The following is a 17773-nucleotide window of genomic DNA, read 5'->3' as shown; positions in this document are numbered from 1 at the left end:
GTCCGGGTAGGCGCGGCCGAGTGCGGGGGCCGATACCGGGACCGGAAGGAACTCCCCCATGTTGCTGCTAGGACTACTGCTGATGGCGGCGTCCGGCACCTTCTCCGGACTGCTCATCGCGGACAACCTCTCCGGCGGACCTGACTACCAGGTCACGATCCTGGGCAACGACCTCGTGACGCTCAACAGCCTGGGCGTCTTCCTGTCCGGCGCCGCCCTCTCCCTGCTCTTCTGCCTCGGCCTCGCCCTGATCGGGCTGGCCAGGCGGGCCTCCCGACGCCCGCCGCAGCCGATCACGCACCGGGCGCCGCACCGCCGGGCCCGCCCGGCGCAACCCGCCTGGCCCGTCGAGCCGCTCGCCCCGCCGGTGGGAGTGGAAGCCCCTGCGGCGGAGCAGCGGGCCGCCGAACAGGGTGATCGGGCAGCCGGGATGCCGGAGGCCGAGCCCGTGCGGGGCGGCCGGATTCGGCACCTGTTCGAGCACTGATAACCCGGGAGCGGTGCGACCCGGGAGCGGTGCGACCCGGAAGGGTAGCCCAAGGAGCACGGGAGGTACTGACGGATGACCAGAGCCCGGCTGTCCACCGCTTCGCGCGCCCCCAGCGGGGCGCGGGCGCGATGGCTGCGGCTGTCGGCGAACGCGGGGGCCGCGGCCGAGGCCCGCGCCCTGACCGCCGCGTTTCTGGCCGACGTGGCCGATCCCATCGCGGTCGGCGACGCCGCGCTCCTGGTGTCCGAACTGGTGGGCAACGCCGTACGCCACACTGGCCGGCCGGGCTGGCTCCTCCTGGTCCGCTGCCCCGGCCTCCTGCGGATCGAGGTCAGCGACTCCAGCCCCCGCCCGCCGCTGCCGCGTCGCCCGAGCGGGCCCGGCACACCGGGGGGCCACGGCCTGTTCCTGCTGAACCGTCTCGCACTGCACTGGGGCTGGCACCGGCGGGGCGCAGGCAAGGTCGTCTGGTGCGAGCTACGAATTCCGGCCGGCTGACGGTCCGGCCAGCCGCGCCGAGCACTCCAGCATCATCGCGCGCACGAATGCCTGCGGCAGGTTGCCCCGCTGCTGACGCTGCCGCGATGTCGTACTCCTCCGAGAACAGCCCGGCCGACCCGCACAGGCCCGGGTCGCCTCGAACCAGCGGGCCGCCTCGACGGGGTCGCCCTCCTGCTGCTCGGCCAGGGCCATCAGCAAGCCGCAGAGCACGAAGGCTCCCTCGGCCTCGGCGAGCGGGCGGTCGTCGTCCCGGAACCGGTAGACGAAGTGCCCGTCCGTCAGCTCGTCCCGGCAGGCCCGCAGGGTCGCGGACGTGCGGGGATCGCCCGCCGTCAGGGCGCCGCGCAGCGAGGGCAGCAGGAGGGATCGGACACCTCCGGCACCAGGTCCAGCCGCTCGCCCGGGGCGAGGACGACCTCCGCCATGGGCCGCCCGCCCGGCCCGGGGCGGGCGCACCCCGCACCGGTCCAGCGCAACCACAGGCGGTCGGACCTCACCGTCCAGCCGTCTCCGAACCGGTGTGCGACGCCCGGACGGCCCTGGCCGAAGCCCGTGCCCGGCTCCAGGACGAGCCTCGGACGGGCCGGCCCGTCCGCGGCAGTGAGCCGCCGCAAGAGGACCAGCCGGTGCGGATCCGCGGGCAGGGCCAGCGCTTCGCGCCACTCCACCTCACCGTCCCTGGTGACCCAGCCGCTGCGCCTGATGAGTCCGCCGTCCTCGTAGTAGCCGCCGGGCACGAACCGCCCGAGCGGCGTGGCCGCGTACACCCCGGTGCCTCCGATCAGACCGGCGAAGACGGGTTCGGACTCCCAGCGAGGCGCGCAGAGCCAGGCGACCTCGCCGCGCGGGCCCACCAGCGCGGCGCGCTCCCCGTCCGCGAGGAGGGCGTACTCGCGCAGGTTGAAGGGCGGGAATGCCTTCACCGCGCACCAGCCGGGTCAGCCCACCAGCGGCAGGATCTGCTCGCGGTAGAAGTCGAAGAAGCCCTCCTGCTCCTGGCCGATCTGGCCGACGTACACCTCATCGAATCCGGCGCCCACGTACGAGCGGAGCCGGTCGGCGTGCACCTGCGGGTCGTCTCCGCAGGTCACCGCACGGGCGACCATGTCCTGGGAGACCAGTTCGGTGGCCTGCTCGAAGTGCTGGGGCGTGGGGAGGATCTGGGCGAGTTCGCCTGGCAGCAGCTCGCTCGGCCAGAGTTCGTGAGCGGTCTTGATCGCCCGCTCGCGGTCCTGGGACCAGCAGACCTTCACGCCGCCGACGACCGGCCCGCTGCCGCCGGCCGCACGGTAGCGCCCGATCAGGTCGGTGTCCGGGGTCATGGTGACCAGCCCGTCCGCGTACTGGGCCGCCAGATCGGCTGCCTTGGGACCGAACGCCGAGACGTACACCGGGATTCGGCCCTCCTTCGGTGACGTGTAGAGCCTCGCGTTCTCGACCGTGTAGTGCGAGCCCTGGTAGGAGATCTGCCGTCCGGTGAACAGCTCGCGCATCAGTGTCACGGCCTCCTCCAGCATCTCGGCCCGCACGTCGAACGGCGGCCAGCGGTCGCCCAGCACGTGCTCGTTGAGCGCCTCACCGGTGCCCACCCCCAGCCGCAGGCCACCGGCGAGCTGGACGTCCGCTGTGGCCGCCGCCTGGGCGGTGACCGCCGGGTGCAGCCGCACGGTCGGGCACGTGACCAGTGTGGTCACCGGCAGCCGGGTGACCTGCGACAATGCTCCGATCACGCCCCAGACGAAGGGGCTGCTGCCCTGGGGGTCGTTCCATGGGTGGAAGTGGTCGGAGATCGCCAGCCGGGTGAAGCCAGCCTGCTCGGCCGCACGGGCCTGGTCGACCAGTTGGGCGGGCGTGAACTCCTCGCAGGACAGGAAGTAGCCGAACGCGGTCATGGCACTCTCGGTTCCTCGGCGGGTTCTCGGTTCCCTCCACCCGGCGGCTTTCCGATCCGGACGCGGCGAAACCCCGCACCCGTTTTCGGGACGACGCATCGGGTAACCGCGCGGAGTCCAGCCCACTGGCCCGGAGGCCCCCATGAGCACCCGAGAATCCGGCGGCGCGACCGGCCGTGACGACCCATCCCCGCCGCCACCGTGGTACCCACCAAAGCCTGCGGCCCGGCGCCCCGTCCATCATCGCCCCGGCCGCCGCTGGCCAGGCCCTCCTTCGGCGGCACGGCGGCCCTGGTCCGGTCAGGTCGCCGCTGCCCACAGATAGTCCGAACGGCGTCGTTGGGGTGGCGTCAGGCCAGCCTATCGACGGTACCCGCCACGGCTGACCAGGAACGCGACCGTACAAGGAGCGATCACCATGGGCCGGAGAGAGAGCGCGGCGCTGCTCGGAATCGAGCAGGATCTGCGCAGCGGCGACCACACGCTGGACGTCATGCTGCGCCGGTTCGGCCAGGGACTGCGGGGTCGCGCGTGGAACATCATGTGCGGGGTACGCCCCCGCACGGTGCTGGCGCTGGCCGTGCTGTCGCTCGGTCTGCTGGCAGCCGGTCTGTGCACGTCGGCCGTGCCCGTGTTCTGGGCGTTCACCGGGTGCTGGGCGCTGACGCTCGCGATCGCGTTCGCCTTGCTGCGTGCGTGCGCGGAGGGCCGTCAAAGGGGTCGCTGACCTTCGGCGACCGCGTTGCTACTGCCGGTACTGCTGGTGTACACGCGCGCCGGGGCGGGGGAGAATCGGCCGCACAGGGCGGGGATGCCCCACGAGGAGGCCGCATCATGAGAAGCCTCAGCCGCCGCTACGCGGTGACCCTGCCCGGCCCGGTCGGAGCCCACGGCCCGCCGACCGTCGTCGTCGTGTACGAGACGGAGGAGGTCGGCCCGGACGGTGGCTCCGTCTGGGAGAGTACGGACGGTGACCTGCGCGTGGAGATCAGAGGAGAGGTCGCCGCCGTTGTCGGCACGCCCCCGGACGGCGAGCCCCGGCAGGACTCCTGCCTGCACGCCGTCCTCCTTCCGTAACGCCTTCCGCCAGGCCGTCAGTTCCCCCGGTTCATGGAGGGCGTCGACTCGGTCACCCAGCTGGACGACCGGCACAACCACTGGCGCACGAGCATCGGCGGCGTCAGCCGTGAGTTCGACACCGAGATCGTCGACCAGCTGCCCGACGAGCGGATCGCCTGGCGCACCATGGACGGGGACGTGCAGCAGAAGGGCGTCGTGACCTTCGAGCGGGTCGACGACCGGCACACCCGGGTCAACATGGCCATCGACTTCCAGCCCGAGGGCATCGCCGAGCGGGCCGGCGACCTGCTCGGCGTCGTGGACCGCAGGGTGAAGGGCGACCTTCACCGGTTCAAGGAATTCATCGAGCAGCACGGCCGGGAGGAAGGCGGCTGGCGGGGCAGGATCACCCCCGCCTGAACCCCTGACAGCGCCCACGACGTCCGGTGGCGCCCGAGCGATCGCGCACCACCGGACGTGGCCTGTGCGGGGTCAGCGCTGCGGGAAGCGGTGCTGCTCGACGAGGCCGGCGAAGTCCTCCCAGAACGCCGGGCCGGCTGCCTCGTCCGCACGGCAGACCGCTACGCCCGCCGTCGCGTCCGGCACGTCGAGGCCGGCGGCGCGGGACAGGTCGGCGCCGGACCCCAGCAGCGCGACGGGTTTGCCATGCCTCCATGCCTCGGCGAGGAACCTGACGGCATCCGGGTCGGAGCACAGGGCGCGGTCGCCGCTGTCCGGGACGACCAGAGCGTCGTAGAGGACCGAGGCGACGGTCGGCAGCGGCCGGTCCACCGGCAACCGGGCACCGTCGCCCGCGAGTACGTCGCCGCCGTACGCGGCCAGCGTCTCCACCACGGCGCCCCGCGCACCCAACTGCTCGTGCGCATCACGGACCTGCTCCCCGTCCACCCCCGGTGCGGCCAGGACGGCGACCTTGCGGGTGCGGACGCCGGACCCGCGCTGGTGTTCCAGGCTCAGCGCAGGCGAGGTCCGGGGACCGGCCGTGTCGTTGCCCTCCGATGCCGTCGCGGCCTCGGGTTCGGGCTCGCCGACCCGCCGGGCGACCTCCGCAGCCAGGCCCGGGTCGACGTGGACCAGGTTGCCGACCATGCGCCGCCGGACCCCTTGGTCACCGACCTTGCCCAGCTCGAACGCGAACGCCGAGGCGATGTGCTCCTGCTCCCAGTCACTCATGCTGCGCCAGAACAGACCGGCCTGGCTGTAGTGGTCGGCGAAACTGGAACTGCGCCGACGGACCGCCGCGCCGTCGGCCCTCTCCTGGTAGTGCTCGAAGACGCCCTCGGGCAGCCGGCCACCCCCCAAGGTGAAGGGCAGCCCCCGCCGACCGAGTTGGGCTCGTAGCTGGTGCCCGGGTGGATCACCTGCTGCCCGTAGCCGTCGCGGTGGTTGGTGCGCACGTCGGCGAGCGGGCGATTGACGGGCAGCTGGGCGAAGTTGGGGCCGCCGAGCCGGATCAGCTGGGTGTCCAGGTAGGAGAAGTTGCGGCCCTGGAGCAGCGGGTCGTTGGTGAAGTCGATGCCGGGCACGATGTTTGCGGTGTGGAAGGCCACCTGCTCGGTCTCGGCGAAGAAGTTCCGCGGGTTGCGGTCGAGGACCATCCGCCCGACCGGCCGCACCGGCACCAGTTCTTCCGGGACCAGCTTGGTAGGGTCGAGCAGGTCGAACGGGAAGGCGAACTCGTCCTGCTCCGACACAAGTTGGACGCCGAGCTCATACTCGGGGAAGGCGCCGGCCGCGATCGTCTCCCACAGGTCACGGCGATGGAAGTCGGGGTCGCGCCCGGCGGTGAGCTGGGCCTCGCTCGGGGATGCGCTCGTGGTCGAAGTGGGTGAGCTTCTCGCGCAGGTGGAAGTCCTCCAGCAGGGTGGGTCCCCGGTCGCCGACGGCGAGCGAGTTGTCGGTGTCGTCGACGCGCACGCCCTGGTCGGTGGTGAGCGAGCCGTGCGGGTACGGCGCGCGGGCGGCGCCGAGAGCGGATTCCTTGCCGTCCCGCTCCGGTTCCTCGGGCTGCTCCTCGGGGGTCGGCTGTGCGCCCGGGCCGCAGGGCGGTCCGTGCGGGTTCTGCCAGAGCCGGATACACCATGCCCTGCGGGTTGCCGCCCTCGAAGGAGCCAAACGGTGACCAGCCGGTTGATCACGGCGGGCTGCCGCAGACCCTGAGGGTCGGCCGCCGCGCTGCGCGGCGGCCGAGCGCGGCGCTCTTCTGCCCCACCAACACCGGCGTTGGCCGCCCCGGCGGTCGTTCCGGAACCGGGACGTACCACGAGGGTGCCCAGAATCGGCACGACCAGTCCGCCCGACGACCGGCGTTTGACCCGGCACGGAGCGGGGACACGCGCGGGCGGGCGGGGAACCCGCTGAAGGGAGACCAGTGATGTCCCACGATGCCATCGTCCTGCTGCGGGAGGACCACAAGGAAGTCAAGCGCTTGTTCCGCGAGTACCGGGACATCGCCGAGGACGGCGACGACGGCGACCATGCACGCAAGGAAACGGTCCAGCGAATCGTCGAGGCGCTGACCGTCCACACCTATCTGGAGGACGAGCTCGTTTACCCCCGCATCCGCCAGGAGGTGCCCGGACTCGCCGAGGACATGGACCGCGCCAAGGAGGAACACCACGTGGCCGACCTCCTCTGCGAGGAACTGGCCAAGATGGATCCCGACGACGAGGGATACGACGCCAAGACCTCCGTCCTGATCGACGCCGTTGAACGGCACATCGAGCAGGAGGAGGGATCGTGGTTCCCGATGGTCCGCGCTGCCCTCGGCCGCAAGGAGCTCCAGGAGATCGGCGAGCGGATGCAGGCCGTACGCGAGACCGCGCCGCGCCGCCCGTCCGCCGGTGGCGTACTGCACCGCATCGCCGACGCCCTGGAGGGCTGACGACGGGCCACCGGGAAAGGAGGACACCGTGCACCACGACGAAGACCTGCTGGACCAGCTCACCGCCGACCACCACGCCGTGCTGATCCGCTTCAGCGAACTCAGCGGCATCCCCAGCGGGGACCCGCAGCGTAAGGAGTTGGTCGACCTAGTGACCGACAGGCTCGTACGCCACACCCGCGCCGAGGAACAGCACCTGTACCCGCTGGCCCGGGAGCGGCTGGCGGACGGGCCGGCCGTGGTGGCCCGCGAACTCGCCGACCACCACGCTGTGGAGGCGCTCCTGGAGGAACTCCGCCCGACCCCCGTCGACTCGCCGCGCTTCGACCGCCTGGTGGCCCGCCTGGCCGAGGAGGTCACCCGGCACGCCGGCGACGAGGAGGCGCGGCTCTTCCCGGCCGTTCGCGCCGTCGCCACCGGGGCCGAGCTGCGCGCCCTGGGCGCCCGAGCACGCGCGACCAAGGAGTCCGTCTCCGGACGGCCCCGCCACCAGCGTCCCGACGCCCGGCCGGCCGACCGCCTTCCCGAGCCCGAGCGCTCACTCGGCGAGCGGCTGCGGGCCTTCCTGACACCGGGGGAACCCGGTTGACCGGCCATCGGCTCACCGCCCCATGAGGGTCACCGACAGTGTGGCGGGACCCGTGTCCCCGGTGGCACCCGGGTCAGCGGTGGTGGCCACGATCCGGGCCGGGGAGCGGCTGTAGAGGTACGGGCGGACGGCTCCGTCCACCATTCGCCCGGCGAAGTTCCCTGTCAAGCGTTGCACGAATCCGGACGTGTGCTTCCGCACCCGGCGGACCAGCCGACAGGCCCGGGACGGTGGACCTTCCTCACCAACCACGCCCGCGTGCTGGTCCAGATCGCCCGGGACGCGGGAATCAGGGTGAGCGAGATCGCCGCGCGCTGCCTGCTCACCAAGCGCGCCGTCCAGCGGATCATCGTCGACCTCGAACAGGCCGGCTACCTGACCCACGAGCAGCAGGGCGGGAGCATCACTACCTCGTGATCGCGAGCAAGCAACTGCGGCACCCGGCCGACGCGGGCCCGACGCTGGCGGAACTGCTGGCCGTCCTGCTGCGCTGAAGCGGCCGCTGCCGTCCGGGTCAGCCCGGGAAAATGCTGGCGCCGACTGCGGCCTGCAGGCTCGCGCGCACCGTGAAGACCTGATCGGTTCCCGTGATCGCGAGAAGCCGCCTGATCTGCCGCCCGGGCCCGGCCAGAACCAACCAGACTCCTGCGGCCTCGGCGTTCTCACGGGCCCGGAGGAGCGCGTTCAGCCCAGGCGGAATCACAGAACGTGAGCGGCGCGACGTCGACCACCAACAGATCGGGCCCAGCGGCCACCGCCTCGGCCAGGGCTTCGTCGAGGGCGGGCCTCGTCTCGTGGTCCGCCTCGCCGGCGACCCGGCACACCGAGGCACGGACAGCCCGCTCGCTCGCGGTCACCCGTGTCGACGATCACGAAATTCCCCGCTTCGTGTGGTGTCGCGTCACGTAATGCGGCAGGTCGCCTCGCCGGCTGACGATGTCGGTCCGAGGTGAGACCGTTCATGCATGGCTGATATGGACGGCACAGGAGCGGAAACGGGCGTTGAGCACGCCGTCATCGCGCGCTATCGACTGGCGGAGGACGGCTACGGCGGGCAGAACCAACGGGCGGCTGTCCGCCATGCCCAAGCGCTCTTGACCGAGGCGATCGATCAAGCCGGCGTTGGCGAGTTCGACGGAAATGAGTTCGGGGGCGGCGAGGCCACGCTCTACGCATACGGCCCCGATGCCGATGCGCTCTTCACCGTCATGGCACCCGTCCTGCGTGACCTTCCGTTCCGCCCGGCGCATGTCATCCTGCGCTACGGATCAGCGTCCGATCCTTCGGCAACCCAACACCGCGTGGATCTCTGAGCCAGGCGAGAGTCTGGGGATTACGTGAACGCAGGCCTGGGGAATTACGTGATCGTCCACACACCCGCAATCGCGCGTCGGCCTGCCCAGGCGTGTCGTGCCGGTCCGGTTGGTCGGACATGAGCTCCGATCCCGTTCGTCGACGTCCGTCTACGATCATCTCCCCGGGAAGCTACGGACGCATCACCCGGGAAGCCGCGTACCCCGCCGGCTTCGGGCCGCGGGGTACGTCATCTATCGCGATGCGGCCTCCTGAAGCCCGGCCCGGGCGAAGTGCAGCAGGTCGGAGAGCGCGAGCGCGGACAGCCCAGAACTGACGAGCCGGGTCGCCTGCGGAGCGAGGACCTGTCCCGCCGTGAGGCCGGTGGAGATCCACAGGCCGGCACAGAACGGACAGGTGATCAGCTCGCCGATGGCACGTCGCACCCCCTCGCCCCGGACGTCCTCCGCGAGTTCGGCCGGACCTGCCTGGCCGCGGAAGCGGGCGAACGGCAGCCTGACCGGACTGGTCACGGAATCCTTCGCCACCAGCCGGGACAGCCGGTGCACAGCGCCGGCAGTGAGCATCACGTCCCACGGGCCGGGCGTCGGTAGCGGCCGTTCCGCCCGCCGGGCGAAGGCCGTGAGCACGCCGACGCAGCCCAGGTAGGCGCCCATGACAGTGAGGTAACCGCCGATCGGCTGTTCACCCTCCGGCTCGTACGCCGTGCGTTCGCGGCGGAGCGAGGAAGCAACGGCGTTGGCGGCGGACCTTCCGGAGCCGCTCACGGTCGGATCAGGGTACGCGTGGAGGCCGGTCACCATCGGTACCACCGGCGACCGCCAGCGGCTCCGCCGCCGGTGAGGACGAAACCGAGGACCCAGACGACGAGGACGGCCAGGGCGATCCACCACAGGATGTGGATCGCGAAGCCGGCGCCGCCCAGGATCAGTGCGAGCAGTAGGACGAGGACGAGGAGAAGCATGGGAGTCGACCTCTCACGGGTAGCGGGATGTTTCCGGACACCGCGCCTGCCCTATTCGGCCAGTCCTATGCCCCGATGCCCGTGCCGCGCGAGTCCAAGGCGGTGCCGTCATCGGCGGCTCGAAGAGGTGTAGCCCTGCGGCGGGCGGCCAACGGTCCCTCGTCACCACTCGATGCGTCTCGGCTCATCTGGGTGGTAGAGGTACTGGCGGCGCCCCGCACCGTCGGTGCCGACCGCCTGGATGTGGCCGCCCGGTTTCGGGCAGATCCACACCTGCGTCCATGCCGGCGGGATGGCGAGGGCCTTGAGCCTGGCCAGTACCTCGGGATCGCGCAAGGCCGCGCCGTGGGCGTCGCGGTACTCGAAGCCCCGGCCGCGGCGGACACGAGTCCAGCCGGGCCGGTGCGGATCACTGGTCGACAAGCGCGCCATAGCGCCTCCTGTTCTCGGCGCAGCGCCGGCTCCGGTTGCCACCGACCACAGCGCCGCAGAGCTTCGTGGGGCGGGTACCCGTTTCGGGCAGCGGCTCGCGGAACGTTGCCCGCAGGGTGGTGTCGGCGAACCGTGTGAAGGTGGTACTGAAGCCGATCTGACCTCCGCCCAGGCCGGGCAGTCCTGCGACTCCTGTGGGTGGTCGCCTTGCGCTGGGCGGGGACTCATTCCTGGGATCTTTCCTGTTGGCCGTCGTCGCTCTCAGCGTCAGGGGAGTTGGCGTCGTCCTCCTGCTGCCGGGCGCGCTCGATGAGTTCACTGTTCTTTTCGTCCACATCGTCCTTGAGATGCGACAGATCTTTGGACTTCCGGTGGGCTTGCTCGCGGTCGAAGGCGTTCGACGAACGCACCTTCCTTTGTCGACGGCAGGAGCGTCGGTGTGACCAGCACCGCCCCTGTCCGGCAGGGGCAGGTCGAGCGCACTGCGGGCCGTCATCCGCGTGAACGTGTGAGCGATGTATCGGCTGCGGTGCTCACCCGACCGGCCAGTCGCCACGGCTTCGGACGCCTACGGATCCGCTGCGACGACATCCCGCGAGACCTTCCTCAGACTGGCCTGCTGCGTGATCACCTACAGACGCATCCGAGCCTTGTGTCGGCTCCTCTTGCTCGGCGTTTGCCCGTGCCGAAAGCGGCTACACGCCCGGATGCGGGGCAGTCCGACTCCGTTCCGCCCTCATCTCCTGCGCCACCTCGACCCGGCGCGCTCCGCACACCAGCACGCCTACCACTACCACGGCCGCCTGACCACCGTCGTCGACCTGGTCGCCGCGCTCGTTCGCCGCGGCGTCCCGACCGGAAGGCCACCCTGCGATGGACCCTGCCGAAGCGCTCCGGCGCATCGCCTTCCTTCTGGAGTGGAACGCCTCCGAGCGGAACGGCCCAGAGCAGAAGGGTACTTCGTACCGGGTCCGCGCGTTCCACGCGGCCGCCGAGGCCGTCTACAGCCTGGCACCCGGGCCGGTGGAAGCAGCAAGAGCCCAGCTGCTCCCCGGCATCGGCCCCGTCACCGCCGAGGTGATCGCCGAGGCCTCCGCCGGCCGGACACCCGCCTACCTCGCCCGCCTGGAGGCAGCGGCCGGGCCTGCCGCACAGGCCGCTTGGCAGCTGGCATCAGCGGCGCAGGGCGACTGCCACCTGCACTCGGACTGGTCGGACGGCGGCCACCCGATCGAGGAGATGGCCGACGCGGCCCGCGCCCTCGGACACAGCTGGGCCGTGCTCACTGACCACTCCCCCCGTCTCACGATCGCCCACGGGCTGAGCCCTGAACGCCTCCGGTACCAGCTCGATGCTGTCGCCGCCTACAACGGCCCCGGCCGCAGCAACGGCTTCCGGCTCCTCAGCGGGATCGAGTGCGACATCCTGGATGACGGCGCCCTCGACCAGGAACCCGACCTGCTCCGGCAGCTCGACGTCGTGGTCGCCTCGGTGCACTCCAAGCTCCGCTCCGAACCGGAGCCGATGACCGCCCGGATGCTGGCGGCGGTCCGCAATCCCCGAACGAACGTCCTGGGGCACTGCACGGGCCGGATCGTCACCGGGCGCGGCAGACCGCGATCCCGCTTCGACGCCGACGCCGTCTTCGCTGCCTGCGCCGAGACCGGGACCGCCGTGGAGATCAACTGCCGCCCTGAGCGCCGCGATCCGCCCGACGACCTGCTGCACCTGGCTGCCGAGGCGGGTTGCTTGTTCGCCATCGACACCGACGCCCATGCGCCCAGCCAACTGCACTGGTACACCACCGGATACGCCCGCGCCGCACGCCTGGGCCTCCCCCCGGAGCGCCTGGTCACCACCTGGCCGTGCGAACGTCTCCTCTCGTGGACGGTCCGGGAACAGCCACCCGGGTGAGTGGACGTTCGACCGGCCCCGCACGACGGTCACCCATCTCGGGGACGGGCAACGCGTTTGCCAGCTCTGGCCGGTGTCCCGCCCAGGAGCAGCGGATAGCGAGGCGTGAACGCCGCCCGGATTCGACGCCGAGCACCCGTTCGCCGCAGCGCTGCACCGCTTCTCGAAGAGCTGGCTCCGCCTGCGGAGGGTGGCTTCGACCGCGGGGGTTCAGGGGCCACGGCCTTCTGGGCCAGACGCACCCGCCGGCCGAGATCTCGGCGTACGCCGTTGGAGTGCTCTGCCACTGCCCGACGGCAGAGCCGCAGCGCTCGGCCACCCCGCGCACCGCGGGTCGCACTAGGTTGCCTCGCGTGGAGCCAACCGAGTCACCCGAGGTCACGAGCAAGCCACCGGCAGCAGAGCGTGCCGCCACCGCCCTGGACGGGCGCCTACCGGTCATGGAGGCGGGCCGGGAGTTCCTGCGCAAGGTCTTCCCGGACCACTGGTCCTTCCTGCTGGGCGAACTCGCGCTGTACAGCTTCGTCATCCTGCTGCTGACGGGCGTCTACCTGACGCTCTTCTTCCAGCCGAGCATGAGCGAGTCCGTGTACGACGGCTCCTACCTGCCGCTACGCGGCGTACGATTGTCCGAGGCCTACACGTCGACGCTGCGCATCAGCTTCGACGTGCGCGGCGGCCTGCTGATCCGGCAGATCCACCACTGGTCGGCGCTGCTGTTCACCTCGGCGATCGGTGTCCACCTGCTGCGGGTGTTCTTCACCGGCGCCTTCCGCCGCCCGCGCGAGCTGAACTGGGTCATCGGCGTGACGCTGTTCACCCTCGCCCTGCTCGAAGGGTTCTCCGGCTACTCGCTGCCCGACGACACCCTCTCCGGCACCGGGCTGCGGATCGCCGAGGGCGTCCTGCTGTCGTTGCCCCTGGTCGGCACCTACCTCACGTTCTTCGCGTTCGGTGGCGAGTTCCCCGGGCAGGCGGTCATCCCCCGGCTGTTCACCGTGCACATCCTCCTCGTGCCCGGTCTGCTGCTGGCACTCATCGGGGCGCACCTGACCCTCGTCGTCGTGCTGAAGCACACGCACTGGGCCGGGCCCGGGCGCACCAACCGGAACGTGGTCGGCATGCCCTTCTTCCCGCAGTTCCTCACCCGGACCACGGGCCTGATGTTCGCGGTCGGCGGCGTCATGACGCTGTCGGCCTTCCTCGCGGAGATCAATCCGATCTGGCGCTACGGCGCCTACCGGCCGGACGTCGCCGGGTCCGGTGCCCAGCCCGACTGGTACATCGGCTTCATCGAGGGCGCGCTGCGGATGATGCCCGCGGTGGAGACGCGCGTGTTCGGCCACACGGTGTCCTGGAGTGTCCTGCTCCCCGCCGTGGTCCTGCCCGGCCTGATGTTCGCCCTGCTGTACGCGTACCCCTTCGCCGAGCGGTGGCTCGACCCCCACCCGGGCGAGCACCACCTGTGCGACCGGCCGCGCAACAAGCCCACCCGCACCGGGTTGGGGGTCGCCGGGATCACGTTCTATGCGGTGCTGCTCGTCGCCGGCGGCAACGACGTGATCGCGTTCGAGTTCGGCGTGTCCGTCAACGCGCTCACCAACGTGCTGCGCGGCTCCCTGATCGTCCTGCCCGTCCTGGCGTTCATGCTCACCCGGCGGCTGTGTCTGGCCCTCCAGGCCAGAGACCTCTCCCGGCTCCTGAACGGCGACGAGAGCGGCCGGATCGACCAGTCCATCGACGGCGGTTTCGAGGGCCACCACCGGCGCGTACGACCCGCCGAGCGCCAGGTCATCCTGGTGCGCGACGCGCCGGTCCCGCCGCCGGCCCCGGAAGGGGCACCGCGACGGGAGCGGGCGCGGGCCGCCGCGAGCTCCTGGTTCTACCGCGACCGGGTCGAACTGCCCGCCTCCGAGCGGGAATCGGAGCGGGTCGCCGCCATCCTCACCGCCCCGGAACACCCCCGCACCCCGGCCGAACGGGCGCCCCGGGCGGCCGCGGCCGGCCCCCTGCGCCGACTGCTGCGCCGGATCACGCTCCGTCGCGGTACTGGAAGATGAACCCGAACACGGCCACCGCGAGCAGCACGGCGCCGACGACGACCAGCCACAGGGCGAACACCACGCCCAGTGCGAAGACCGTCACGGCCACGGCCGCGAGCACCGGGTAGCCGCTGCGGGGCGGGAAGAACCCGATCGGGCCCGCGGTCTCCGCGATCTCGGCGTCCTTGCGGTCCTGCGGCCGGCCGTGGCCCCGCCGCTGGTGCTGGATGAACCAGAAGAGGGCGATCAGGGCCGACATCAGGAACCCGACCGTCAGGATCGCCTTGCCGGCTGGTTCCCGCGCCCAGAGTCCGTAGACGAGCCCGGTCACGGCGAAGAACGCCGCCATGATGGAGAACAGCCATCCTTCGGCCTTCATCGCGTGTTCCCCCTCTTCTCGGAGACCCCGGACGACCGGCTCTCGCACTCCTCCGTCGGGACCTCCGGATGGTGCAGGTCGAAGGCCGGGGATTCGGAGCGGATGCGCGGCAGCACGTGGAAGTTGTGCGCGGGCGGCGGACAGGACGTCGCCCACTCCAGCGACCGGCCCCAGCCCCACGGATCGTCCCGGTCGACCATGCGACCGTGCCGGGTGGTGATCCAGACGTTGTAGAAGAACGGCAGGTTGGAGATCCCGAGCATGAACGCGCCGCACGAGGCGAGCACGTTGAGGGCCGTGAAGCCGTCCACGTCCAGGTACGTCGCGTAGCGGCGCGGCATGCCCTGGGCACCCAGCCAGTGCATGACGAGGAAGGTGGTCTGGAACCCTACGAACAGGATCCAGAAGTGCACCTTCCCGATCCGCTCGTCGAGCATCTTCCCGGTCAGCTTCGGCCACCAGAAGTAGAAGCCGCCGAAGGTCGCGAACACGACGGTGCCGAACAGGACGTAGTGGAGGTGCGCCACGACGAAGTAGCTGTCGGTGACGTGGAAGTCGATCGGCGGCGCGGCCAGCAGCACCCCGCTGAGCCCTCCGAACAGGAACGTCACCAGGAACCCGATCGACCAGAGCATCGGCGTCTCGAAGGACAGCGAGCCTTGCCACATCGTGCCGACCCAGTTGAAGAACTTCACCCCGGTGGGCACCGCGATGAGGAACGACATCATGGAGAAGAACGGGAGCAGCACCTGACCGGTGGCGAACATGTGGTGCGCCCACACGGACATCGACAGCGAGGTGATGGCGATCGTCGCGCCGATCATCCCGTAGTAGCCGAACACCGGTTTCCGGCTGAAGACCGGGATGATCTCGGTGACGATGCCGAAGAACGGCACCGCGACGATGTAGACCTCCGGGTGCCCGAAGAACCAGAAGAGGTGCTGCCACAGGAGCGCACCGCCGTTGGCCGCATCGAAGACGTGCGCGCCGAACTTCCGGTCGGCCTCCAGGAGCAGAAGGGCCGCGGTCAGCACCGGGAAGGCCAGCAGCACCATGATCGACGTGAACAGCACGTTCCAGGTGAAGACGGGCATCCGGAACAGCGTCATGCCGGGGGCCCGCAGGCAGGTGATCGTGGTGATGAAGTTGACCGAGCCGAGGATCGTGCCGAGGCCCGCAACGACCAGCCCCAGCGCCCACAGGTCGCCGCCCGTGCCGGGCGAGAACACCGGACCGTTCAGCGGCGCGTACGCGAACCAGCCGAACGCCGGCGCCCCCGTCGAGGTGAGGAAGCCGCTCAGGACCAGCAGCCCGCCCAGCAGGAAGGCCCAGTAGGTGAAGGCGTTCAGCCGGGGGAACGCGACGTCGGGCGCCCCGATCTGCAGCGGCATGATCGCGTTGGCGAAGCCGGCGAACGTGGGAGTCGCGAACAGCAGCAGCATGATCGTGCCGTGCATGGTGAACATCTGGTTGTAGCGCTCATGCGACAGGAACCCCGTGTCCGGCCCCATCAACTGGACGCGCATCAGCAGCGCCATCACCCCGCCGACCAGGAAGAACCCGAAGGCCGTCACCAGGTAGAGGTTCCCGATGACCTTGTGGTCCGTGGTGAACAGCCACCGCAGCACGGTGCTGCCCTGGTGGAGCCGGGTCCGGACGCGGGGCGGCGCGGTGGCCGGAGCAGTCATGGAACCTCCGCAGCGGAACGGGCGGCATCCGCGAAGACGGGCGGGCTTTCGCACGCCACCGGCGACCCTAGCGGCGCCCGACGGCCCGCCCGGCCCGCCACGCTGCACGCCCTCCGACCAGCCCATTCACCGGGGGCGCGACCGGGCCCCCTCAGCTGCTGAGGACTCGGTCGAGGTGCAGCGCTGCTCGCTGCGGGTACGCGAGGCCCCCCGCCGACCCCGCCCCGGACCGTGTGGGGGATTCCGCCCGGCGCCGACGCGATCGCCGCCGTCCGGGACTACCTCACCGGGCACGTATCGCCGGAGCAGTGACGCTCGCCCTGACTGGAGAGAGCCCGTAGGCCGTTTGGCGGCGAGCCCCGCGGTAACCCGCAGGAGTATGGCCTACCTAGGAGAACCCGTACCCACCGTCCCGCAGCTCCGTCCGAGCACCGGCTGCCCGGACCTCACCGGCTCGTGGCTGTTCACCCGCCCCGGCCGCATCTCGGCTGACGAGCCGACGGGCGCCGTGCTGTTCGGCCGCGACGGCACGCTCCTCCAGGACGTCTCCTGCAACGGCGACCCCGCCCTCGTCCTTCCGATGGCGGGCGTCCGAACCGCGCTCACGGCCCTGCGCGGAGCCGGTCTCGCCATCGGCGTGCTGAGCAACCAGCCGGGCGTCGCGCGCGGGCTGATTGCGCGTCACCAGGTCGAGGCCGTCCAGGCGCGCGCCGAATTCCTGCTGGGCCCGTTCGACGTGTGGGCGGTCTGCCCGCACGGCCCGAAGGACGGCTGCCCATGCCGCATGCCCGCTCCCGGCCTGGTGGCCGCCACGTGCCAGGCCCTCAGCCTTCCGCCCGCCCGGGTCACCGTGATCGCCTCTGGCGGCGCCGTCGTCGCCGCCGCCCTGGCCGCCGGGGCGCACGCGATCCGCGTGCCCGAGGCGCCGTCCCGGGCGCGCGTGCCGTGCCCGCCCTGCCTGCTGACCACCTGCCGGGCCGCGGCCGGCCCGACCGAGGCCGCCGATCTCGTGCTGCGGCACTGACCTCTGAAATCCCCACCCACCGCGCCCACCACCAGGGCGGAGAACGCTATGAGCATCAATCCCCGCTCTCCCGAGCACCCGCCCGCCCACAGCCCCGGGATCCAAGGCCCGCATCCCCGGCCCGCCGGAGCGGCGGCTCGGGGACAGCGTGGAGGCCGCCCTGGAAGCGGACCGTGCACCCGCCCCGGACAGCCGGACCGCCCGGAGCGGCCGGAGCGGCCGGAGCCCCCGGCGGCCGGACACCGCCGCGGCGTGAGGACGGAACCGTAACAAAGCACCGGCTGGTGGAACCAACCGGACCGACGCGGTCAGGATCGGCCCCTACGGGGTCGCATCTACCCGGGCCGCCGCATACCTAACGGTCCGCTACGGAGGGCTTGTCCACGTCGCCGTGCAGCCGGTAGACCGCGAACGCCCGGCCGATGACCGGCTGCGCCACGTTCCGCACGCGCACGCCGCAGGCCGTGAAGCCGCGCTCGGTGCCCAGGTGCGCGTGGCCGTGGACGGCGAGGTCGGCCCCCGCCGCGTCGATCGCCTCGGCGAGCAGGTAGCTGCCCAGGAAGGGGTAGATCTCCGGCGG

General features: G+C 71.3%; 23 protein-coding genes and 3 pseudogenes. 12 read left to right on the top strand and 14 right to left on the bottom strand.

The window, feature by feature from the left end:
- Positions 1-58 precede the first annotated feature (58 nt).
- Together ACFVU9_RS27110 and ACFVU9_RS27105 are read left to right on the top strand one after the other, a co-directional pair.
- Positions 59-487 carry a hypothetical protein gene (locus ACFVU9_RS27110; RefSeq protein ID WP_387597675.1) on the top strand — a complete coding sequence of 143 codons (429 nt, stop codon included), beginning with the start codon at positions 59-61 and terminating at the stop codon, positions 485-487.
- A 75-nt stretch (positions 488-562) separates the two neighbouring features.
- Complete coding sequence (locus ACFVU9_RS27105; protein ID WP_387597672.1) at positions 563-988, top strand: ATP-binding protein; 426 nt, start codon at positions 563-565, stop codon at positions 986-988.
- A gap of 335 nt (positions 989-1323) precedes the next feature.
- Here the strand turns inward: ACFVU9_RS27105 and ACFVU9_RS27100 are convergent, their stop codons facing one another.
- Positions 1324-1914, bottom strand: coding sequence for a trehalase-like domain-containing protein (locus tag ACFVU9_RS27100; protein WP_387597669.1), 591 nt, complete (start codon positions 1912-1914; stop codon positions 1324-1326).
- A gap of 15 nt (positions 1915-1929) precedes the next feature.
- Complete coding sequence (locus ACFVU9_RS27095) at positions 1930-2883, bottom strand: TIGR03557 family F420-dependent LLM class oxidoreductase (RefSeq protein WP_387597667.1); 954 nt, start codon at positions 2881-2883, stop codon at positions 1930-1932.
- A 418-nt stretch (positions 2884-3301) separates the two neighbouring features.
- On the opposite strand from ACFVU9_RS27095, the gene ACFVU9_RS27090 reads away from it, so the two are divergent.
- From ACFVU9_RS27090 to ACFVU9_RS27080, 3 genes and pseudogenes are all read left to right on the top strand, one after another.
- The gene (locus ACFVU9_RS27090) at positions 3302-3610 is read left to right on the top strand and encodes a hypothetical protein (protein WP_387597664.1); all 309 of its coding nucleotides are present in this window, start codon (positions 3302-3304) and stop codon (positions 3608-3610) included.
- A 107-nt stretch (positions 3611-3717) separates the two neighbouring features.
- Positions 3718-3960, top strand: coding sequence for a DUF6296 family protein (locus ACFVU9_RS27085; protein WP_387597661.1), 243 nt, complete (start codon positions 3718-3720; stop codon positions 3958-3960).
- An 18-nt stretch (positions 3961-3978) separates the two neighbouring features.
- A pseudogene (locus ACFVU9_RS27080) lies at positions 3979-4362 on the top strand (SRPBCC family protein); the annotation flags it as partial.
- A 72-nt stretch (positions 4363-4434) separates the two neighbouring features.
- On the opposite strand, the gene ACFVU9_RS27075 reads toward ACFVU9_RS27080, so the two are convergent.
- The 3 genes and pseudogenes from ACFVU9_RS27075 to ACFVU9_RS27065 form a co-directional block, all read right to left on the bottom strand.
- Positions 4435-5136 carry a catalase-related domain-containing protein gene (locus ACFVU9_RS27075; protein WP_387597659.1) on the bottom strand — a complete coding sequence of 234 codons (702 nt, stop codon included), beginning with the start codon at positions 5134-5136 and terminating at the stop codon, positions 4435-4437.
- Positions 5133-5723 (bottom strand): annotated as a pseudogene (locus ACFVU9_RS27070) (catalase); the annotation flags it as partial. The pseudogene ACFVU9_RS27070 and the gene ACFVU9_RS27075, both read right to left, overlap by 4 nt.
- Positions 5716-6354, bottom strand: coding sequence for a catalase (locus ACFVU9_RS27065; protein WP_387597754.1), 639 nt, complete (start codon positions 6352-6354; stop codon positions 5716-5718). The pseudogene ACFVU9_RS27070 and the gene ACFVU9_RS27065, both read right to left, overlap by 8 nt.
- Between ACFVU9_RS27065 and ACFVU9_RS27060 the strand changes: the two genes are divergently transcribed.
- The 3 genes from ACFVU9_RS27060 to ACFVU9_RS27050 all read left to right on the top strand — a co-directional run bounded on the left by ACFVU9_RS27060 (position 6338) and on the right by ACFVU9_RS27050 (position 7853).
- A complete protein-coding gene (locus tag ACFVU9_RS27060) occupies positions 6338-6847 on the top strand; it encodes a hemerythrin domain-containing protein (protein WP_387597656.1) in 510 nt (169 codons plus the stop codon). The two genes, ACFVU9_RS27065 and ACFVU9_RS27060, sit on opposite strands and share 17 nt — an antisense overlap.
- Positions 6848-6875: 28 nt before the next feature.
- The gene (locus tag ACFVU9_RS27055; RefSeq protein ID WP_387597653.1) at positions 6876-7436 is read left to right on the top strand and encodes a hemerythrin domain-containing protein; all 561 of its coding nucleotides are present in this window, start codon (positions 6876-6878) and stop codon (positions 7434-7436) included.
- A gap of 258 nt (positions 7437-7694) precedes the next feature.
- On the top strand, positions 7695-7853 hold the full coding sequence (locus tag ACFVU9_RS27050) for a MarR family transcriptional regulator (RefSeq protein WP_387597650.1): 159 nt from the start codon (positions 7695-7697) through the stop codon (positions 7851-7853).
- Between the two features lie 97 nt (positions 7854-7950).
- Here the strand turns inward: ACFVU9_RS27050 and ACFVU9_RS27045 are convergent, their stop codons facing one another.
- On the bottom strand, positions 7951-8139 hold the full coding sequence (locus ACFVU9_RS27045; protein WP_387597648.1) for an STAS domain-containing protein: 189 nt from the start codon (positions 8137-8139) through the stop codon (positions 7951-7953).
- Positions 8099-8293, bottom strand: a complete 195-nt coding sequence (locus ACFVU9_RS27040; RefSeq protein WP_387597645.1) for an STAS domain-containing protein — start codon at positions 8291-8293, stop codon at positions 8099-8101. Before ACFVU9_RS27040 ends, ACFVU9_RS27045 begins: the two co-directional genes overlap by 41 nt.
- Before the next feature lie 108 nt (positions 8294-8401).
- On the opposite strand from ACFVU9_RS27040, the gene ACFVU9_RS27035 reads away from it, so the two are divergent.
- Positions 8402-8749: a hypothetical protein gene (locus tag ACFVU9_RS27035; protein ID WP_387597642.1), complete on the top strand. Its 348-nt coding sequence runs from the start codon at positions 8402-8404 to the stop codon at positions 8747-8749.
- Between the two features lie 234 nt (positions 8750-8983).
- On the opposite strand, the gene ACFVU9_RS27030 is transcribed toward ACFVU9_RS27035, so the two are convergent.
- From ACFVU9_RS27030 to ACFVU9_RS27015, 4 genes are all read right to left on the bottom strand, one after another.
- On the bottom strand, positions 8984-9517 hold the full coding sequence (locus tag ACFVU9_RS27030; RefSeq protein WP_387597640.1) for a DUF1360 domain-containing protein: 534 nt from the start codon (positions 9515-9517) through the stop codon (positions 8984-8986).
- Between the two features lie 29 nt (positions 9518-9546).
- Positions 9547-9714 carry a hydrophobic protein gene (locus tag ACFVU9_RS27025; protein WP_387597637.1) on the bottom strand — a complete coding sequence of 56 codons (168 nt, stop codon included), beginning with the start codon at positions 9712-9714 and terminating at the stop codon, positions 9547-9549.
- A 162-nt stretch (positions 9715-9876) separates the two neighbouring features.
- Positions 9877-10146 carry a hypothetical protein gene (locus ACFVU9_RS27020; RefSeq protein ID WP_387597634.1) on the bottom strand — a complete coding sequence of 90 codons (270 nt, stop codon included), beginning with the start codon at positions 10144-10146 and terminating at the stop codon, positions 9877-9879.
- Between the two features lie 224 nt (positions 10147-10370).
- Positions 10371-10556, bottom strand: a complete 186-nt coding sequence (locus tag ACFVU9_RS27015; RefSeq protein WP_387597631.1) for a hypothetical protein — start codon at positions 10554-10556, stop codon at positions 10371-10373.
- A 463-nt stretch (positions 10557-11019) separates the two neighbouring features.
- Between ACFVU9_RS27015 and ACFVU9_RS27010 the strand changes: the two genes are divergently transcribed.
- Both ACFVU9_RS27010 and ACFVU9_RS27005 read left to right on the top strand, forming a co-directional pair.
- A complete protein-coding gene (locus tag ACFVU9_RS27010) occupies positions 11020-12060 on the top strand; it encodes a PHP domain-containing protein (RefSeq protein WP_387597628.1) in 1041 nt (346 codons plus the stop codon).
- A 440-nt stretch (positions 12061-12500) separates the two neighbouring features.
- Positions 12501-14120 carry a cytochrome bc complex cytochrome b subunit gene (locus tag ACFVU9_RS27005; RefSeq protein ID WP_387597751.1) on the top strand — a complete coding sequence of 540 codons (1620 nt, stop codon included), beginning with the start codon at positions 12501-12503 and terminating at the stop codon, positions 14118-14120.
- Here the strand turns inward: ACFVU9_RS27005 and ACFVU9_RS27000 are convergent.
- The gene (locus ACFVU9_RS27000) at positions 14092-14481 is read right to left on the bottom strand and encodes a cytochrome c oxidase subunit 4 (RefSeq protein ID WP_387597625.1); all 390 of its coding nucleotides are present in this window, start codon (positions 14479-14481) and stop codon (positions 14092-14094) included. The two genes, ACFVU9_RS27005 and ACFVU9_RS27000, sit on opposite strands and share 29 nt — an antisense overlap.
- On the bottom strand, positions 14478-16169 hold the full coding sequence (ctaD, locus tag ACFVU9_RS26995; protein WP_387597622.1) for a cytochrome c oxidase subunit I: 1692 nt from the start codon (positions 16167-16169) through the stop codon (positions 14478-14480). The genes ACFVU9_RS27000 and ctaD overlap by 4 nt, the downstream gene beginning before the upstream one ends.
- A gap of 379 nt (positions 16170-16548) precedes the next feature.
- Here ctaD and ACFVU9_RS26990 point away from each other — a divergent pair, with 379 nt between their 5' ends.
- Positions 16549-17193, top strand: coding sequence for an HAD-IIIA family hydrolase (locus ACFVU9_RS26990; RefSeq protein WP_387597619.1), 645 nt, complete (start codon positions 16549-16551; stop codon positions 17191-17193).
- Between the two features lie 355 nt (positions 17194-17548).
- Here the strand turns inward: ACFVU9_RS26990 and ACFVU9_RS26985 are convergent.
- A pseudogene (locus ACFVU9_RS26985) lies at positions 17549-17773 on the bottom strand (metallophosphoesterase); the annotation flags it as partial.

The sequence above is a fragment of the Kitasatospora sp. NPDC057936 genome (assembly GCF_042887525.1).
GTDB lineage: Bacteria > Actinomycetota > Actinomycetes > Streptomycetales > Streptomycetaceae > Kitasatospora.
This window is presented reverse-complemented; position numbering and strand designations above follow the sequence as displayed.

Excerpts from the sequence above, each read along its gene's own strand:
- ACFVU9_RS27110 (WP_387597675.1), top strand. The coding sequence starts at position 59 with ATGTTGCTGCTAGGACTACTGCTGATGGCGGCGTCCGGCACCTTCTCC.
- ACFVU9_RS27105 (WP_387597672.1), top strand. The coding sequence starts at position 563 with ATGACCAGAGCCCGGCTGTCCACCGCTTCGCGCGCCCCCAGCGGGGCG.
- ACFVU9_RS27095 (WP_387597667.1), bottom strand. The coding sequence starts at position 2,883 with ATGACCGCGTTCGGCTACTTCCTGTCCTGCGAGGAGTTCACGCCCGCC.
- ACFVU9_RS27090 (WP_387597664.1), top strand. The coding sequence starts at position 3,302 with ATGGGCCGGAGAGAGAGCGCGGCGCTGCTCGGAATCGAGCAGGATCTG.
- ACFVU9_RS27085 (WP_387597661.1), top strand. The coding sequence starts at position 3,718 with ATGAGAAGCCTCAGCCGCCGCTACGCGGTGACCCTGCCCGGCCCGGTC.
- ACFVU9_RS27075 (WP_387597659.1), bottom strand. The coding sequence starts at position 5,136 with ATGAGTGACTGGGAGCAGGAGCACATCGCCTCGGCGTTCGCGTTCGAG.
- ACFVU9_RS27060 (WP_387597656.1), top strand. The coding sequence starts at position 6,338 with ATGTCCCACGATGCCATCGTCCTGCTGCGGGAGGACCACAAGGAAGTC.
- ACFVU9_RS27065 (WP_387597754.1), bottom strand. The coding sequence starts at position 6,354 with ATGGCATCGTGGGACATCACTGGTCTCCCTTCAGCGGGTTCCCCGCCC.
- ACFVU9_RS27035 (WP_387597642.1), top strand. The coding sequence starts at position 8,402 with ATGGCTGATATGGACGGCACAGGAGCGGAAACGGGCGTTGAGCACGCC.
- ACFVU9_RS27025 (WP_387597637.1), bottom strand. The coding sequence starts at position 9,714 with ATGCTTCTCCTCGTCCTCGTCCTACTGCTCGCACTGATCCTGGGCGGC.
- ACFVU9_RS27020 (WP_387597634.1), bottom strand. The coding sequence starts at position 10,146 with ATGGCGCGCTTGTCGACCAGTGATCCGCACCGGCCCGGCTGGACTCGT.
- ACFVU9_RS27010 (WP_387597628.1), top strand. The coding sequence starts at position 11,020 with ATGGACCCTGCCGAAGCGCTCCGGCGCATCGCCTTCCTTCTGGAGTGG.
- ACFVU9_RS27005 (WP_387597751.1), top strand. The coding sequence starts at position 12,501 with ATGGAGGCGGGCCGGGAGTTCCTGCGCAAGGTCTTCCCGGACCACTGG.
- ACFVU9_RS27000 (WP_387597625.1), bottom strand. The coding sequence starts at position 14,481 with ATGAAGGCCGAAGGATGGCTGTTCTCCATCATGGCGGCGTTCTTCGCC.
- ctaD (WP_387597622.1), bottom strand. The coding sequence starts at position 16,169 with ATGACTGCTCCGGCCACCGCGCCGCCCCGCGTCCGGACCCGGCTCCAC.
- ACFVU9_RS26990 (WP_387597619.1), top strand. The coding sequence starts at position 16,549 with ATGGCCTACCTAGGAGAACCCGTACCCACCGTCCCGCAGCTCCGTCCG.